14 protein-coding genes are annotated in these 16,375 nt (G+C 70.3%); 12 read left to right on the top strand and 2 right to left on the bottom strand.

Annotated elements, in window-relative coordinates:
- The first annotated feature begins 1 nt into the window (after position 1).
- The 6 genes from ACWDEW_RS17850 (at position 2) to ACWDEW_RS17825 (ending at position 6,977) form a co-directional block, all read left to right on the top strand.
- The gene (locus tag ACWDEW_RS17850) at positions 2 to 772 is read left to right on the top strand and encodes a class I SAM-dependent methyltransferase (RefSeq protein ID WP_450513904.1); all 771 of its coding nucleotides are present in this window, start codon (positions 2 to 4) and stop codon (positions 770 to 772) included.
- 71 nt (positions 773 to 843) lie between these two features.
- Positions 844 to 1,953 carry an NAD(P)H-dependent flavin oxidoreductase gene (locus ACWDEW_RS17845; protein ID WP_450513902.1) on the top strand — a complete coding sequence of 370 codons (1,110 nt, stop codon included), beginning with the start codon at positions 844 to 846 and terminating at the stop codon, positions 1,951 to 1,953.
- A 143-nt stretch (positions 1,954 to 2,096) separates the two neighbouring features.
- Positions 2,097 to 3,647, top strand: a complete 1,551-nt coding sequence (locus tag ACWDEW_RS17840; protein ID WP_450513900.1) for an acyl-CoA synthetase — start codon at positions 2,097 to 2,099, stop codon at positions 3,645 to 3,647.
- Positions 3,648 to 3,739: 92 nt separating this feature from the next.
- Positions 3,740 to 5,236 (top strand): acyl-CoA synthetase, encoded by a 1,497-nt coding sequence (locus ACWDEW_RS17835; RefSeq protein WP_450513898.1) that lies wholly within the window; start codon positions 3,740 to 3,742, stop codon positions 5,234 to 5,236.
- Between the two features lie 46 nt (positions 5,237 to 5,282).
- The gene (locus ACWDEW_RS17830) at positions 5,283 to 6,158 is read left to right on the top strand and encodes an alpha/beta fold hydrolase (RefSeq protein ID WP_450513896.1); all 876 of its coding nucleotides are present in this window, start codon (positions 5,283 to 5,285) and stop codon (positions 6,156 to 6,158) included.
- Between the two features lie 36 nt (positions 6,159 to 6,194).
- Positions 6,195 to 6,977 (top strand): alpha/beta fold hydrolase, encoded by a 783-nt coding sequence (locus ACWDEW_RS17825; protein ID WP_450513894.1) that lies wholly within the window; start codon positions 6,195 to 6,197, stop codon positions 6,975 to 6,977.
- Here the strand turns inward: ACWDEW_RS17825 and ACWDEW_RS17820 are convergent.
- Positions 6,955 to 8,988, bottom strand: a complete 2,034-nt coding sequence (locus ACWDEW_RS17820) for a sulfatase (RefSeq protein ID WP_450513893.1) — start codon at positions 8,986 to 8,988, stop codon at positions 6,955 to 6,957. The two genes, ACWDEW_RS17825 and ACWDEW_RS17820, sit on opposite strands and share 23 nt — an antisense overlap.
- Positions 8,989 to 9,083: 95 nt before the next feature.
- Positions 9,084 to 10,703 carry an acyl-CoA synthetase gene (locus tag ACWDEW_RS17815; RefSeq protein ID WP_450513891.1) on the bottom strand — a complete coding sequence of 540 codons (1,620 nt, stop codon included), beginning with the start codon at positions 10,701 to 10,703 and terminating at the stop codon, positions 9,084 to 9,086.
- A 167-nt stretch (positions 10,704 to 10,870) separates the two neighbouring features.
- Here ACWDEW_RS17815 and ACWDEW_RS17810 point away from each other — a divergent pair, with 167 nt between their 5' ends.
- From ACWDEW_RS17810 to ACWDEW_RS17785, 6 genes are all read left to right on the top strand, one after another.
- A complete protein-coding gene (locus tag ACWDEW_RS17810) occupies positions 10,871 to 11,671 on the top strand; it encodes a crotonase/enoyl-CoA hydratase family protein (RefSeq protein WP_450513889.1) in 801 nt (266 codons plus the stop codon).
- Positions 11,672 to 11,810: 139 nt separating this feature from the next.
- Positions 11,811 to 12,755 carry a Zn-ribbon domain-containing OB-fold protein gene (locus tag ACWDEW_RS17805; RefSeq protein ID WP_450513887.1) on the top strand — a complete coding sequence of 315 codons (945 nt, stop codon included), beginning with the start codon at positions 11,811 to 11,813 and terminating at the stop codon, positions 12,753 to 12,755.
- 17 nt (positions 12,756 to 12,772) lie between these two features.
- A complete protein-coding gene (locus ACWDEW_RS17800) occupies positions 12,773 to 13,819 on the top strand; it encodes a thiolase domain-containing protein (protein WP_450513885.1) in 1,047 nt (348 codons plus the stop codon).
- Positions 13,816 to 14,982, top strand: a complete 1,167-nt coding sequence (locus ACWDEW_RS17795; protein WP_362978302.1) for a thiolase domain-containing protein — start codon at positions 13,816 to 13,818, stop codon at positions 14,980 to 14,982. Before ACWDEW_RS17800 ends, ACWDEW_RS17795 begins: the two co-directional genes overlap by 4 nt.
- A gap of 82 nt (positions 14,983 to 15,064) precedes the next feature.
- On the top strand, positions 15,065 to 15,307 hold the full coding sequence (locus ACWDEW_RS17790; RefSeq protein WP_019069076.1) for a DUF397 domain-containing protein: 243 nt from the start codon (positions 15,065 to 15,067) through the stop codon (positions 15,305 to 15,307).
- A gap of 137 nt (positions 15,308 to 15,444) precedes the next feature.
- Positions 15,445 to 16,362 carry a universal stress protein gene (locus ACWDEW_RS17785; RefSeq protein ID WP_450513883.1) on the top strand — a complete coding sequence of 306 codons (918 nt, stop codon included), beginning with the start codon at positions 15,445 to 15,447 and terminating at the stop codon, positions 16,360 to 16,362.
- Positions 16,363 to 16,375: the final 13 nt, after the last annotated feature.

Below are 16,375 nucleotides of genomic sequence, written 5' to 3'. Positions count from 1 at the left end.
GGTGATCGTGTCCTCGGTCCGGGACTTCTACGACGGCCTCGCCGCCGACTACCACCTGATCTTCCCGGACTGGGACGCGAGCATGGCCCGGCAGGCGGCCGCGCTGGACGCGGTCGTCCGCGCCCGGCTGGGCGCGGGGCCGCAGCGGGTGCTGGACTGTTCCTGCGGGATCGGCACCCAGGCGATCGGGCTGGCGGGGCGCGGACACCGGGTGGTCGGCAGCGACCTGAGTCCGGCGGCTGCCGCGCGCGCCGCCGCGGAGTCCGCGGCGCGGGGTGTCGGCCTTCCTGCGACCGCCGCCGACATGCGGGCACTGCCGTTCCGCGCCTCCGTGTTCGAGGTCGTGGTCTGCGCCGACAACTCGCTGCCGCATCTGCTCGCGGCCGACGACCTGCGCACGGCCCTGGCCGACATGCGCCGGGTCCTTCGCGAGGACGGGCTCCTGCTGCTCAGCGTCCGGGACTACGACACGATCCGCGCCGCCCGCCCGGCGTCCGCGCCTCCGCAGGTGGCGACGACCGCCGAAGGCCGCGTGGTCACCTTCCAGTTGTGGCACTGGCACGAGGACGGTGAGCGCTACGACCTGGAGCACTTCCAGCTCGTGCCGGACGGGAACGGCTGGGAGGTACGGGTCCGCCGCACCGCCTACTGGGCCCTGACCCGACGCCAGTTGACCGACGCCGTGCTCGACGCGGGCTTCACGGACGTCAGTTGGCACGAGCCGGAGGGGAGCGGCTTCTACCAGCCCGTCCTCACGGCACGGGGTACCTGACCGTCGGGAAAATCTGACGGAGCATCAGAAAAGGCCTTCCGTCGTCCGGAGGACTGCGGCATTCTGCGCCCATGCAGACGGAGTTGAGCAAGAAACTGGGAGTCGAGCACGCCATCTTCGGCTTCACGCCGTTCCCCGCCGTCGCCGCGGCCATCAGCCGGGCCGGCGGATTCGGTGTGCTCGGCGCGGTCCGCTACACCGCCCCCGACGATCTCAAGCGCGACCTCGACTGGCTGGAGGCGCATGTCGAGGGGATGCCGTACGGCCTCGACGTCGTCATGCCGGCGAAGAAGGTGGAAGGCGTCACCGAGGCCCAGGTCGAGGCGATGATCCCGGAGGGGCACCGGCGGTTCGTCACCGAGACCCTGGCCAAGTACGGCGTGCCCGAACTCGCCGAGGGCGAGGCGTCCGGCTGGCGCATCACCGGGTGGATGGAACAGGTCGCCCGCAACCAGCTCGACGTCGCCTTCGACTACCCGATCAAGCTGCTCGCCAACGCGCTGGGCTCCCCACCGGCCGACGTCGTCGCCCGCGCCCACGACCAGGACGTACTGGTCGCCGCGCTCGCGGGCAGTGCCCGGCACGCCCGCAAGCACGCCGAGGGCGGTATCGACATCGTCGTGGCCCAGGGCTACGAGGCGGGCGGACACACCGGCGAGATCGCGACCATGGTGCTCACGCCCGAAGTCGTCGACGCCGTCGACCCGTTGCCGGTACTCGCCGCGGGCGGCATCGGCAGCGGACAGCAGGTGGCCGCCGCGCTCAGCCTCGGCGCCCAGGGTGTGTGGCTGGGCTCCCTGTGGCTGACCACCACGGAAGCCGACATGCACTCGGCCGGCGTGACCCGCAAACTGCTCGCCGCCGGGTCCGGCGACACCGTGCGCTCCCGCGCCCTGACCGGGAAACCGGCCCGCCAACTGCGCACCGAGTGGACCGACGCCTGGGACGACCCGGACGGCCCGGGCACGCTCCCCATGCCACTCCAGGGCCTGCTCGTCGCCGAGGCCGTCTCGCGCATCCAGAAGTACGAGGTCGAACCACTGCTCGGCACCCCCGTCGGCCAGATCGTCGGCCGCATGAACAGCGAACGCAGTGTCCAGGCCGTCTTCGACGACCTCACCCGCGGCTTCGAGCAGGCCGTCGACCGCATCAACCGCATCGCCGGAAGGAGCGGCCAGTGAGCACACAGGGCGAGAGCGCACGGGGTGAGACCACGCAGGGCGGGGTCGCGGCAGATGGAGCCGCCACGCCGGACGGGGCCACGGGGAGCGGGTCCGCCGCTGCACAGGGCGGGGCTACGGGGAGCGCGTCCGCCGCACAGGGCGTGAGCACACCCCCCGCCGGTTTCTGGGCCCAGGCCGCTCAGAACCCCGACCGTGAGGTCCTCGTCGCTCCCGACGGCGAGGTGTGGACCGCGGGCCGCCTGCACGCCGCCGCCAACCAGCTCGTCCACGGCCTGCGCGCCGCCGGACTCGAACGCGGCGACGCCTTCGCCGTCGTCCTGCCCAACGGCGTCGAGTTTTTCACGGCCCATCTGGCCGCCACCCAGGCCGGGTTCTACCTCGTCCCCGTCAACCACCACTTCGTCGCACCGGAGATCGCCTGGATCGTCGCCGACTCCGGCGCCAAGGTGCTCATCGCGCACGAGCGGTTCGCCGAGCCCGTCCGCCGGTCCGCCGACGAGGCCGGCCTCCCGGCCACCCACCGGTACGCGGTCGGCGCGATCGAGGGCTTCCGGCCGTACCCCGAACTCCTCGCAGGACAACCGGAGTCGGCGCCCGCGGACCGCACGCTCGGCTGGGTCATGAACTACACCTCGGGCACCACCGGCCGCCCCCGCGGCATCCGTCGCCCCCTGCCGGGCAAGCCGCCCGAGTCGGCGTACCTCGGCGGCTTCCTCGGCATCTTCGGCATCAGGCCGTTCGACGACAACGTGCATCTGGTCTGCTCGCCGCTCTACCACACGGCCGTCCTCCAGTTCGCGGGCGCCAGCCTGCACATCGGGCACCGCCTGGTCCTGATGGACAAGTGGACCCCGGAGGAGATGCTCCGCCTCATCGACCGCGAGAAGTGCACCCACACCCACATGGTCCCGACCCAGTTCCACCGCCTCCTAGCCCTCCCCGAGGACATCCGGGCGCGCTACGACGTCTCGTCCATGCGGCACGCCATCCACGGCGCCGCCCCGTGCCCCGACCATGTGAAGCGGGCCATGATCGAGTGGTGGGGCGACTGTGTGGAGGAGTACTACGCGGCCAGCGAGGGCGGTGGTGCCTTCGCGACCGCCGAGGACTGGCTGAAGAAGCCGGGCACGGTCGGAAAAGCCTGGCCGATCAGCGAACTCGCGGTCTTCGACGACGACGGCAACCGGCTCCCGCCCGGTGAACTCGGCACCGTCTACATGAAGATGAGCACGGGCGGCTTCGCCTACCACAAGGACGAGGCCAAGACGCAGAAGAACCGCATCGGCGACTTCTTCACCGTCGGCGACCTCGGCTTCCTCGACGAGGACGGTTACCTCTTCCTCCGCGACCGCAAGATCGACATGATCATCTCCGGCGGCGTCAACATCTACCCGGCCGAGATCGAGTCCGCGCTCCTCGCCCACCCCGCCGTCGCCGACGCCGCCGCCTTCGGCATCCCGCACGACGACTGGGGCGAGGAGGTCAAGGCCGTCGTCGAACCGTCCCCGGGGTACGAGCCGGGCCCGGACCTCGCCGCCGCCCTCCTCGACCACTGCGCCGAGCAACTCGCCGGCTACAAGCGGCCCAAGAGCATCGACTTCATCACCGAGATGCCCCGAGACCCCAACGGCAAGCTGTACAAGCGGCGGCTGCGGGAACCGTACTGGGAGGGGCATACGAGGCCCATGTGAGTGCCGCCCGCGCGGGCCCGGACCATGGGGGCCGGGCCCACCTCGGCCACCCGGCTTGACCCGCCCGGGCGCCGGCCCGAGGATCATGTGTCATGACGCCCGGACACGGCAGCACGGTTGACGGGGTACTGCGACGCAGTGCCCGGCGCACTCCCGCCCGCGTGGCGGTGGACTACGGCGAGCGCTCCTGGACGTACCAGGAACTCGACGACGCCGTCTCCGGGGCGGCGAGCGTGCTCCTCGACCAGGGCCTCGCACCGGGCGACCGGGTCGGCTCCTACGGCCACAACTCGGACGCCTATCTGATCGGCTTCCTCGCCTGCGCCCGCGCGGGCCTCGTGCACGTGCCGGTCAACCAGAACCTCACCGGCGACGACCTCGCGTACATCGTCGGCCAGTCCGGCAGCGCGCTCGTGCTCACCGACCCCGACCTCGCCGGTCAACTCCCCGACGGAGTACGGACGTTGCCGCTGCGGGACGCGGACGGCTCGCTGCTGGAGCGGCTGGCGTCCGCGCCGCCGTACGACGGTCCCGAGCCGCGCACCGAGGACCTGGTGCAGCTGCTCTACACCTCGGGCACGACCGCGCTGCCCAAGGGCGCGATGATGACCCACCGGGCCCTGGTGCACGAGTACTTGAGCGCGATCACCGCCCTGGACCTGAGCGCCGGGGACCGGCCCGTGCACGCGCTGCCGCTGTACCACTCGGCGCAGCTGCACGTGTTCCTGCTGCCGTATCTGGCGGTCGGCGCCACCAACCTCATCCTCGACGCGCCGGACGGCGACCGACTGTTGGACCTGATCGAGGCCGGGCGGGTGGACAGCCTGTTCGCGCCGCCCACCGTCTGGATCGGTCTGGCGAACCGCCCTGACTTCGAGACCCGCGACCTGAGCGGCCTGCGCAAGGCGTACTACGGGGCGTCGATCATGCCGGTGCCCGTCCTGGAGCGGCTGCGCGAACGCCTCCCCAAGCTGGCCTTCTACAACTGCTTCGGACAGAGCGAGATCGGCCCCCTGGCCACCGTCCTGGGCCCCGACGAGCACAAGGGCCGGCTGGACTCCTGCGGACGTCCGGTCCTCTTCGTGGACGCGCGCGTGGTCGACGAGGACGGCAAGGACGTACCCGACGGCACCCAGGGCGAAGTCGTCTACCGCTCACCGCAGTTGTGCGAGGGCTACTGGGACAAGCCCGAGGAGACCGCCGCGGCCTTCCGTGACGGCTGGTTCCACTCCGGCGACCTCGCGGTACGGGACGCGCACGGCTTCTTCACCGTCGTCGACCGGGTGAAGGACGTCATCAACTCCGGTGGCGTACTGGTCGCTTCACGCCAGGTCGAGGACGCGCTCTACACCCACGAGGGCGTCGCCGAGGTCGCCGTGATTGGCCTTCCCGACGACCGCTGGATCGAGGCGGTCACCGCGGTCGTCGTCCCGCGCGGCGAGGTCACCGAGGCCCAACTCATCGACCACGCCCGCGAGAAGCTCGCCCACTTCAAGGCACCGAAGCGGGTCGTGTTCGTGGACAGGCTGCCGCGGAACGCCAGCGGGAAGATCCTGAAGCGGGAGTTGCGGGAGCGGTTCGACGGCTGAGCCCTGCCTTGCGCCCGTGCCCGGTCGGCCGTGAGGATCTACCGTCATGCAGACCGTGACCGGCACCTTCACCACCACCGACGGCACCCAACTCGCTTACCACGTACGGGGTGCGGGCGAGCCGCTGGTCGTCCTGCCCGGAGGACCCATGCGGGCCTCCGCCTACCTCGGCGACCTGGGCGGGCTCACCGCGCACCGACGGCTGATCCTGCTGGATCTGCGGGGCACCGGTGACTCCGCGGTGCCGGCCGACGAGGAGACGTACCGCTGCGACCGACTGGTCGACGACGTCGAGGTGTTGCGCGCCCACATGGGCCTGGACCACATGGATCTGCTCGCGCACTCGGCGGGCGGCAGCCTCGCGATGCTGTACGCGGCCCGCCACCCCGAGCGGGTGACACGCCTGGCACTGATCACCGTCACCCCCTGGGCGCTGGGCATGCCGGCCACGGCCGAGGGACGGCTCGCCGCCGCCCGGCTGCGGAAGGGCGAACCGTGGTTCGAGCACGCGTTCCCGGCATTCGAGGCGTGGCTCGCGGGCACCGCCGACTTCGACCCCGTCTTCGAGCCCTTCTTCTACGGCCGTTGGGATGCCGTCGCCGAACAGAACTCCGCACTCGAAGACGAACAGACCAACGACGAAGCCGCCGAACGGTACTTCTCGGAGGGCGCCTTCGACCCACCGGTCCTCCGGGCCGCCCTCGGCCGGCTGCCCGCACCCGTGCTGGTTCTCGCGGGTGAACTCGACGGCGGTCCCCGACCCGAGCTCGCCCGTCGCAGCGCCGACGTCTTCAGGGACGCCACCTCGGTTGTGCAGCCAGGCTCCGGTCACTACCCGTGGCTGGACGATCCGGAGTGGTTCGTGCGCCATGTCGTCGCGTTTCTCGACGTGGACGGTGCGGTTCTGCCCTCGGCAGAGTAGGGGCGGGACCGGTGCCGCGGCGGTTACGTTCCCGACATGGACACCGAGACCCGTACCGTCAAGGCGAACGGCATCGACCTCGCCCTTCGCGCCCGGGGCCCCGAGGAGGCGCCGCCCGTCCTCCTGCTCCACTGCCGGGGCGCCGACGGCAGCGACTGGACGCGGATCGCCGAACGGCTCGCCACCGGACCCGACCCGCGCCGCGTGTACGCCCCCGACCTGCGCGGCCACGGAGGCAGCGACTGGCCCGGCACCGCGCCGGGAGCCACGGCCGACGTGTACGCGTACGAGGCGATGCGGGACGACATCCGCGCGCTCCTCACCGTCCTCTGCCTCGAACGGGCCGACGTCATCGGCCATTCGCTGGGCGGCATCGTCGCGTACCTGCTCGCGCAGGAGGCGCCCGAGGTCGTACGGCGACTGGTCCTGGAGGATGTGCCGGCGCCGATCCCCTTCGATCCGCCGAGGCCCCCCACCGAACGCCCCGAGGGGCAACTGCCGTTCGACTGGGCCATGATCGAGGCCGCCGACGTCCAGGCGAACCTCCCCGACCCCACGTGGTGGGACCACATGGGGCGGATCACCATGCCCACGCTGGTGATCGCGGGCGGTCCCTCCAGCGGGGTTCCTCAGGACCGGGTCGTCACGCTCGCCGAACGGATCCCCGACGCCCGCCTGGTGACCATCGACGCCGGACACCTCGTGCACGAGAACCGGCCGGAGGAGTTCCTGGCGGCGGTGGAGCCGTTCCTCGCGGGGCGGAGCGGGGAGCCGGGCGACGACCGGACGGCGACCGTCACTTCGCGAACGTCGTCATGAAGCGGTCCCGGAACTTGTCCATGCTCAACACCGGTGCGTTGTCCGCCGGCTTGAGCCCGTCCGTCCAGTTCCAGCTGGAGATCTTGTCCAGCACCTTCGGGTCGTGCGCGACGATCGTGATCGGCACGTCCCGGTCGGAGGTGCCTCCGGTGACCGTCGGGACGGGCTGGTGGTCGCCGAGGAAGACGAGGACGGTGTTCTTGTTGCCGTAGCGCTGCATCCACTGGGTCAGGCTGTCCACGGAGTACTGGATGGCCTTGCGGTACTCGGTGCGCACGCGCTTGGCGCTCTTCCAGACCTCCGTCGGGTTGGTGCCCTCCTTCTTGATCTGGTTGAAGATCGTGCCGTCCCCGAGCTGGTTCCAGGGGATGGTGTGGGCGATGGGCGACCAAGGGTTGTGGCTGGAGGCGAGGATGATCTCCGCCATGATCGGGTCGCGGTTCTTCTTGCCGTACTCCAGATCCTCGAAGGACTGCAGGCTGAACTGGTCCGGCACCGGCGTCCAGCTGAAGTACGGGCCGTGGTAGCCGAGGTGCGTGGAGTCGTAGATGTTGTCGAGACCGAAGTACTTGCCCTCGGGCCAGGCCTTGCGCACACCGGGGACGATGCCGACCGTGCGCCAGGCACCGGTCTTCTGGAAGTAACTGGTCAGGGTCGCGCGGGTGCTGGTGGTCACGGTCCGGTACCGCTGCTGGTTCTTGACCCACAGGCCGGACAGGAACGTCGAGTGGGCGAGCCAGCTGCCGGCGCCCGTGACGGGTGACCTGAGCCAGCCGCTGCGCGAGGCGAAGCCGGCCGCCTTGAGCCGGGCGTCGCCCGCCTTCAGCGTCGCGTCCATCTCCGGCGCCATCGTCGGATCGTCGATCGCGACCCGGCCGTAGCTCTCGATGAAGGTGAACAGCACGTCCTTGCCGCGCAGGCCGGTCAGCAGCTGGTTGGGCGGGGTCTTGGCGAAGGCGTCGACGTTGAGCTGCTTCTTGAAGACGTCGGCGTCCCCCAGACCCTCGCGGACGTACTGCACCCGGTTGGCGAGGAACGTGCTGTAGCCCTTCGTGGCGAGCGTGACGCCGCCCACCTGGAAGCTCAGCGTGAAGCACATGATCCACACAACGCCGAGGACGAGTGTGGTGCGTACCGCCATGGGCCGGTGCCTGGCCATCACGTCCGACAGCCGCACCATCGCCAGCGCGCTCCCCGCCAGCACGGCGATCAGCGCCAGGATCACCCCGACGATCGCGAGGACCTCGCCCGAGCGGCCGACCGAGTCCTTCAGGAAGTCCGCCGCGTCGCTCAGCAGGACCCAGTCGAAGACCAGGTCGAACGGCCGGGCCAGGGTCTGGTAGAAGCCCATGTCGAGGCACTTCAGGACGGTGGACAGCCCGACGAACGCCCCCAGCACGACGGCCACGATCCGCCGTGCCTTCGCGGGCAGTACGAGCAGGACGATCGCGAGCACGATCGCCTCGACCGGGAAGCGGAAGAACGACTGGGGAGTGATCCGGTCGAGTCGGTCGGGCACGAGCAGCGCGACGAACAACAGGACACCGGCCAGTACGGTCGTGCCCACCCCTACGGCGCCTGCGGTACGGGGGTACCGAGTCCGCCAGCCGAACCAACCGGCGCGGCGCGGGAGTTGGGACGACCGCTCGGCGGAGTCGGCCGCGGATTCCGCCTCGGAGGCCGTAGGCTCCACTGGCTCAGAGGACTCAGAGGACTCAGAGGACTCAGAGGACTCAGAGGACTCCGTCGGCTCAGAGAGCTCGTCGGGCGCGGCGGATTCCGCGGGGCCCGTGGACTCGGCGGCCGTCTCGGGCGCGTCGACCTGTTCGAGTTGCCCGGACGTGTCCGCCGAGTCGTGTGGCTCGGGTGGGTCCTGTGGTTCGGACGGTGCGGCGGCCTCCGTCGCCGCTGTCGAGTCGGTCTCCCCGCTGGCTTTCTGCTGCGCCAATGGGTGAGAGCGAGTGAAGAGCGGCACCCGAACGTCCTTCCGTGCTGAGCCCGGTGATGGCATGACGCACCTGGCCCGGGCCACCAGATCCGTCACCAAAAGTACGGTGGCACGCTACCGCCAGTTCAATACGGCCTGCGTGTTGACCCACTGTTGACTCACTGATCTGCGGAGACGGCCACCTCCCGCGCCCACCGGTAGTCCGCCTTGCCACTCGGTGACCGCTGGATCGTCTCCGCGATCACCAACTGCCGGGGGATCTTGTACCCGGCGAGCTGGGAACGGCAGTGCGTCTGGATGTCGTCCAGCGACGGCCGTACCGCACCCGCGCGCAACTCGACGACGGCGGCCACATGATTGCCCCACTTCGCGTCCGGCACCCCGGCCACCAGAGCGTCGTAGACATCCGGATGCGACTTGAGCGCCTGCTCGACCTCCTCCGGATACACCTTCTCCCCACCGGTGTTGATGCACTGCGAACCACGGCCGAGCACCGTGACGACGCCCTCCTCGTCCACGGTCGCCATGTCGCCGAGCAGGACCCACCGCCGTCCGTCCTTCTCGAAGAAGGTCTCGGCGGTCTTCCGCTCGTCGTTGTAGTAGCCGAGCGGCACATGGCCGCACTGCGCGACCCGGCCGATCTCGCCGACGGCGACCGGCTCGTGCGTGGCCGGATCGACCACCTGGGTACGGGAGTTGACCCGGATACGGAAGGACTGCCCGGCCCCGGAGTCGGCCGTCGCCGTGCCGTTGAAGCCGGACTCGGACGAACCGTAGTTGTTCAGCAGCATCGTGTTCGGGAGCAGCTCCTGGAACTGCCGGCGCACCGTCTCCGACATGATCGCGCCCGACGACGAGACACTGAACACCGACGAGCAGTCCGTGCCCTTCATCGGCCCGTTGAGGGCGTCGATCAGCGGCCGCAGCATCGCGTCGCCGACCAGGGAGATGCTGGTGACCTTCTCCTTCTCGATGGTCCGCAGCACCTCCTCCGGCACGAACTTGCGGTGGATCACGATGCGTTGGCCGAAGTTGAAGCCGATGAACGCGGTGAGGGTGGAGGTGCCGTGCATCAGCGGAGGAGTGGGGAAGAACGTGATCCCCGCCCCGCGGGCCGCCACCCGCTCGGCCAACTCCTCGGGTGTCTTCACGGGTTCGCCGGTCGGCGCGCCACCGCCGAGCCCCGAGAAGAACAGGTCCTCCTGGCGCCACATCACGCCCTTGGGCATGCCGGTCGTGCCGCCGGTGTAGATGATGAACTGGTCGTCCCCCGAACGGTCCGGGAATCCCCGCCCGGAGGACCCGGTGGCCTCCGCGTCCGTGAAGGCCACGGCGGGTACCTCCGGAGCGTCTTGGGCCGGTGCCCCCACCCGGACCAGGTGCCGAAGCTTCTCCGCGCGTGGCAGCGCGGCCGCCACCCGCTCGGTGAACTCCGTGTCGAAGACCAGCGCGACGAGATCGGCGTCCCGGTAGAGGTACACCAACTCCTCTTCGACATACCGGTAGTTGACGTTGACCGGCACGACCCGCGCCTTCAGGCAGCCCAGCACCGTCTGCAAGTACTCGACGCCGTTGTAGAGATGGAGCCCCAGGTGCTCACCCGGGCGTATCCCGGCATCGATCAGATGGTGGGCGATGCGGTTCGCCGCCGCGTCCAACTCCGCGTAGGTCAGGCGGCGTTCCGCGCCCGAGCCCGGGTGGTCGATGTACACGAGCGCCTCGCGGTCCGGGACCACGTCGACGACCGACTCGAACAGGTCGGCAATGTTGTACTCCACCACTCCTCCTGACGTCGGTTCGCCGGTCATCAGAGCAAAGGGCGCGGCAACTGTGAAGGGTCCGCGCAGAAGAAATCTGACTGAGTGTCAGAAACCTCTTGTACTGGCAGGGCGCCTCCTGCAACCTGTTCTCGTTCCGGAGGCGGTACGGCGACGGGAGGACGGCAATGAGCGGTACGGAACACCTGACCGTGCGGCGCGAAGGCGCCACACTGGTGCTCACGCTCAACAGGCCCGAGGCCAAGAACGCGCTCTCGCTGCCGATGCTGGTCGGGCTCTACGACGGGTGGATCGAGGCCGACGCGGACGACGGGATCCGGTCGATCGTGCTGACCGGGGCGGGCGGTGCGTTCTGCGCGGGCATGGACCTCAAGGCCCTTGCCGGAAAAGGCATGGAGGGTCAGCAGTACCGCGAGCGGCTCACCGCCGATCCTGATCTGCACTGGAAGGCGATGCTGCGGCATCACCGGCCCCGCAAGCCGGTGATCGCTGCGGTCGAGGGGTACTGCGTGGCCGGCGGTACGGAGATTCTTCAGGGCACGGACATCCGGGTGGCTGGTGAGTCCGCGACCTTCGGGCTCTTCGAGGTCAAGCGCGGGCTCTTCCCGATCGGGGGCTCAACTGTCCGTCTCCAGCGGCAGATTCCGCGCACCCATGCTCTGGAGATGCTGCTCACCGGGCGGCCGTACAGCGCGCGGGAGGCGGCGGATGTCGGTCTGGTCGGTCACGTCGTCCCCGACGGGACGGCTCTCGCCAAGGCGTTGGAGATCGCCGAACTCGTCAATGCATGCGGGCCGTTGGCGGTCGAGGCGGTCAAGGCGTCGGTGTACGAGACCGCGGAGCTGACCGAGACGGAGGGCCTCGCGGCCGAACTCAAGCGCGGGTGGCCGATCTTCGACACCGCCGATGCGAAGGAGGGGGCGCGTGCCTTTGCGGAGAAGAGGCCGCCTGTTTACAAGCGGGCGTAGTGCTCCATCAGGAGGCCGGTTCGTATCTGCGGGTTCGTTGTGGCCGGTCGCGCCCACGCGGCGGAGCCGCTCATACGACACAGCCCCGCGCCCCTGAGTGGGGAAGCGTGGCCCGAGCTTTTCAGTCATAGGAGATGCTGTGCCCGAAATACTCAAAGCGCCTCTGGTCCTTGAATTTCCGTTCACCCGATCCCTCGGGCCCGTCCAGAGTGCGTTTCTCACCGGGCTGCGTGAACGCGTCGTCCTCGGTGTGAAGACCGGCGACGGACGTACCCTCGTGCCTCCCGTCGAGTACGACCCCGTCACCGCCGAGGAGATCCGCGACCTGGTCGAGGTCGCATCCACCGGCACGGTCACCACCTGGGCCTGGAACCACGAACCCCGGCGCGGTCAGCCCCTCGACACACCCTTCGCCTGGGTTCTGGTCCGGCTCGACGGAGCCGACACCGCCCTCCTGCACGCCCTCGACGCCCCCGGCCCCGAGGCCGTGCGCACCGGAATGCGCGTCCGCGTCCGCTGGGCCGGGGAACGTACCGGCGCCATCACGGACATCGCCTGCTTCGAGCCGTACGACGGCGACGACTCACCCCAATCCACCGGCCACAGCGGCGAGTTCGAGAACATGGTCACCGGCATCGTGGCCCCCGCCCGTCTCGACTACGTCTACTCGCCCGGCCGCGCCCAGACCGACTACATCCACGCGCTCTCCGAGCGGCGCACCGTCGGTGAACGCTGCCCCTCCTGCCGCAAGGTGTACGTCCCGCCGAGGGGTGCGTGTCCCACCTGTGGTGTCGCCACGGCGGAACACGTCGAAGTGGGGCCGCGCGGCACCGTCACCACGTTCTGCATCGTCAACATCAAGGCGAAGAACCTCGACATCGAGGTGCCGTACGTCTACGCGCACATCGCCCTCGACGGAGCCGACCTCGCGCTGCACGGGCGGATCGGCGGCATCCCCTACGACCAGGTGCGCATGGGGCTGCGTGTCGAGGCGGTGTGGAGCGAGGGCGGTCGCTATCCGGACCACTACCGGCCGACCGGCGAGCCCGACGCCGACTACGACGCCTACAAGGAGCTGCTGTGATGCATGGAGCTGCCGCGATGCGTGAGATCGCCGTCGTCGCCTTCGCGCAGACCGACCACCGGCGCACCACCGACGAGCTCTCCGAGGTGGAGATGCTCATGCCGGTCCTGCACGGCGTACTCGAACAGACCGGCCTCAAGACCGCGGACATCGACTTCACCTGCTCCGGCTCCAGCGACTACCTCGCCGGCCGGGCCTTCTCCTTCACCCTCGCCCTCGACGGCGTCGGCGCCTGGCCGCCGATCTCCGAGTCGCACGTCGAGATGGACGGCGCCTGGGCGCTCTACGAGGCCTGGACCAAACTCCTGACCGGCGACGCCGACACCGCGCTCGTCTACTCGTACGGCAAGTCGTCCCCCGGCTCCGTACGCGACGTCCTGACCCGGCAGCTCGACCCGTACTACGTCGCCCCGCTGTGGCCCGACTCCGTCGCGCTGGCCGCCCTCCAGGCGCAGGCCCTCATCGACGCCGGTGACACCGACGAACCCGCGCTCGCCGCCGTCGCGGCCCGCAGCCGGACCGATGCGAGCGCCAACTCCCATGCTCAGGTGCGGGGTTCGGTGCCACAGGGCGACTACGTGGTACGGCCGCTGCGTACCGGTGACTGTCCGCCGATCGGCGACGGAGCCGCCGCCGTGATCCTCGCGGCCGGGGACCGGGCCCGCGAACTGTGCGAACGGCCCGCCTGGATCAGGGGCATCGACCACCGCATCGAGGCACACGGTCTGGGTGTGCGGGAGTTGACCGACTCGCCGTCCACGCGGCTGGCCGCCGAGAGGGCGGGGGCTTTTGAACGGCCGGTGGACACCGCTGAGTTGCACGCGCCGTTCACCGCGCAGGAGGTCGTGCTGCGCAAGGCGCTGCGCCTCGGCGACGACGTGCGCGTCAACCCGTCCGGAGGAGCCCTCGCCGCGAACCCGGTCATGGCCGCCGGACTGATCCGCATCGGCGAGGCCGCCGCCCGCATCCACCGGGGCGAGTCCGACCGGGCCCTCGCCCACGCCACCTCCGGCCCCTGTCTGCAACAGAACCTGGTCGCCGTACTCGAAGGGGATCCGCGATGAGCAAGGAGCCCGTGGCCGTCGTAGGGATCGGCCAGACCAAGCATGTCGCCGCGCGCCGGGACGTGTCGATCGCCGGGCTGGTGCGGGAGGCGGCCCGACGGGCCCTGGACGACGCCGAGTTGACGTGGGCCGACATCGACGCCGTCGTCATCGGGAAGGCGCCGGACTTCTTCGAGGGCGTCATGATGCCCGAGCTGTACCTCGCCGACGCGCTGGGCGCCGTGGGCAAGCCCATGCTGCGGGTGCACACCGCCGGGTCGGTGGGCGGGTCGACCGCGCTGGTCGCCGCGAATCTCGTCGCGGCCCGCGTGCACGGCACCGTCCTCACCCTCGCCTTCGAGAAGCAGTCCGAGTCGAACGCCATGTGGGGACTGTCCCTGCCGATCCCCTTCCAGCAGCCGCTGCTGGCGGGCGCGGGCGGCTTCTTCGCCCCGCATGTGCGCGCCTATATGCGGCGCACCGGAGCGCCCGACACGGTCGGCTCCCTGGTGGCGTACAAGGACCGGCGCAACGCGCTGAAGAACCCGTACGCCCATCTCCACGAGCACGACATCACCCTGGAGAAGGTCCAGGCCTCGCCGATGCTGTGGGACCCGATCCGCTACTCGGAGACCTGCCCCTCCTCGGACGGCGCCTGCGCGATGGTCCTCACCGACCGGGCGGGTGCGGCCCGGGCGCCACGTCCGGCGGCCTGGATGCACGGTGGCGCCATGCGCAGCGAGCCCACACTGTTCGCCGGCAAGGACTGTGTGTCGCCGCAGGCCGGCAAGGACTGCGCGGCCGACGTGTACCGGCAGGCGGGGATCGCCGACCCGCGCCGGGACATCGACGCCGTCGAGATGTATGTGCCGTTCTCGTGGTACGAGCCCATGTGGCTGGAGAACCTCGGATTCGCCGACGAGGGCGAGGGCTGGAAACTCACCGAGTCGGGGGTGACCGAGCTGGACGGCGACCTTCCCGTGAACATGTCAGGAGGGGTGCTCTCGACCAATCCGATCGGCGCCTCCGGCATGATCCGCTTCGCGGAGGCCGCCCTCCAGGTGCGCGGCCAGGCCGGAGAACACCAGGTGGAAGGGGCCCGACGGGTTCTCGGACACGCCTACGGCGGCGGATCCCAGTTCTTCTCGATGTGGCTCGTGGGCAGCGAACCCCCCGCCTCCTGAAAGGTCCCCCTCACGTGGCCTGTTGGCATCAGAAACCGATCGCTAGGCTGGCCGCGGACGACGAACCGGGAGGAGCACGGACGTGGCCGAGAGCACCATCCAGCAGCACCCGCTTGCGGGCTGGGACAAGCCGGAGCTGGACCTCAGTGACGCCGAGTGGCATTCAGGGAGCCGTGGACTGGGGGATGTCCAGATCGCCTTTGTCGAGGGATTCATCGCGATGCGCAACAGTGGCCGCCCGGAAAGCCCTTCCTTGATCTTCACGCCCGCGGAATGGGGCGCGTTCGTGTCGGGGGCGCGGGAAGGGGAGTTCGACCTGACCTGAAGGGCGTTTCACCTGACCTGGAGGGTGTCCCACCTGTTTTTCCGGACACGCGACCTTGAGTGCCCTTCCGGAGCCGGCGGCTGAGCCAGGCTGGCCCCGGAGGGGAAGGTCCCGTTACTCCGGAGGTCAGGAACCCCATGAGCACCCCCAAGAGCACCCTGCCGGTCATCGCGGCGGTCGACGGTTCGGACGACAGCCTGCGCGCCCTGGACTGGGCCCTCGGTGCCGCGCGTGGACGCGGGGCGCCCCTGCGGGTCGTCCATGTGTGGCAGAACGCGGCCGCCTGGACACCGCCGGGCGTCCCGGTCGCCGGACCGCCCGGCACGGACGAGGACGAGGTGCTCGACCAGGTCCGTGCCCACCTCGACGGGCGCCCCGACCGGCCGGTCACGGAGTACCTCGGGCTGCAGGGCGCACCGGGTGCCGTACTGCCCGAACTCGGCGCCGGCGCACAGTTGTTGGTGCTCGGCTCCCGTGGCCGCGGCGGCTTCGCCAGCCTGCTGCTCGGCTCCAACGGCATGGCAGCAGCCCGCGACGCCGGCTGCCCCGTCGTCGTGGTGCCCCGGCCCGGACGCGAGGTCCACGACGCGCCACCGGCCGAGCCCGGACCCCGGGTGGTCGTCGGCCTGCACGTGGACAGCCCCGACGGCACCACCCTCGCCTTCGCCTTCGCCGAGGCCGCCCTGCGCGAAGCCCGTCTCCAGGTCGTCGCCGCCTACCCGTGGCCGCCGCAGACCTGGGCGTCCACCGGTGAACTCGTCCCGCCGGTCATCGACCAGGACGCCATCGAGAACGAGACCCGCGTCCTCACCGAGTCCCTCCTCGCCCCGCACCGCAAGGACCACCCGGACGTCCTCGTCGAACCGTACGTCGCACCGGGCGACGCGGCCGGTCACCTCGTCGCCGCCTCCAAGGACGCGGATCTCGTCGTCGTGGGCCGTCATCGCCGCCGCCTGCTGTCCCCGGCACGGCTGCTCGGCTCGGTCACCCAGGCGGTCCTGCTGCACGCGGCGAGCCCGGTCGCGGTGGTGCCGCCGCAGGCCTTGGAGGAGTGAGATCGCTCCGGAC

The organism is Streptomyces sp. NPDC001100 (genome assembly GCF_053598575.1).
Note: the sequence above shows the minus strand (reverse complement) of the source record. Positions and strands in the feature narration are given on the sequence as shown.

Bases quoted from the DNA above. Each gene is read 5' to 3' on its own strand.
- ACWDEW_RS17845 (WP_450513902.1), top strand. From the start codon at position 844: ATGCAGACGGAGTTGAGCAAGAAACTGGGAGTCGAGCACGCCATCTTC.
- ACWDEW_RS17835 (WP_450513898.1), top strand. From the start codon at position 3,740: ATGACGCCCGGACACGGCAGCACGGTTGACGGGGTACTGCGACGCAGT.
- ACWDEW_RS17830 (WP_450513896.1), top strand. From the start codon at position 5,283: ATGCAGACCGTGACCGGCACCTTCACCACCACCGACGGCACCCAACTC.
- ACWDEW_RS17825 (WP_450513894.1), top strand. From the start codon at position 6,195: ATGGACACCGAGACCCGTACCGTCAAGGCGAACGGCATCGACCTCGCC.
- ACWDEW_RS17820 (WP_450513893.1), bottom strand. From the start codon at position 8,988: ATGCCATCACCGGGCTCAGCACGGAAGGACGTTCGGGTGCCGCTCTTC.
- ACWDEW_RS17810 (WP_450513889.1), top strand. From the start codon at position 10,871: ATGAGCGGTACGGAACACCTGACCGTGCGGCGCGAAGGCGCCACACTG.
- ACWDEW_RS17800 (WP_450513885.1), top strand. From the start codon at position 12,773: ATGCGTGAGATCGCCGTCGTCGCCTTCGCGCAGACCGACCACCGGCGC.
- ACWDEW_RS17795 (WP_362978302.1), top strand. From the start codon at position 13,816: ATGAGCAAGGAGCCCGTGGCCGTCGTAGGGATCGGCCAGACCAAGCAT.
- ACWDEW_RS17785 (WP_450513883.1), top strand. From the start codon at position 15,445: ATGAGCACCCCCAAGAGCACCCTGCCGGTCATCGCGGCGGTCGACGGT.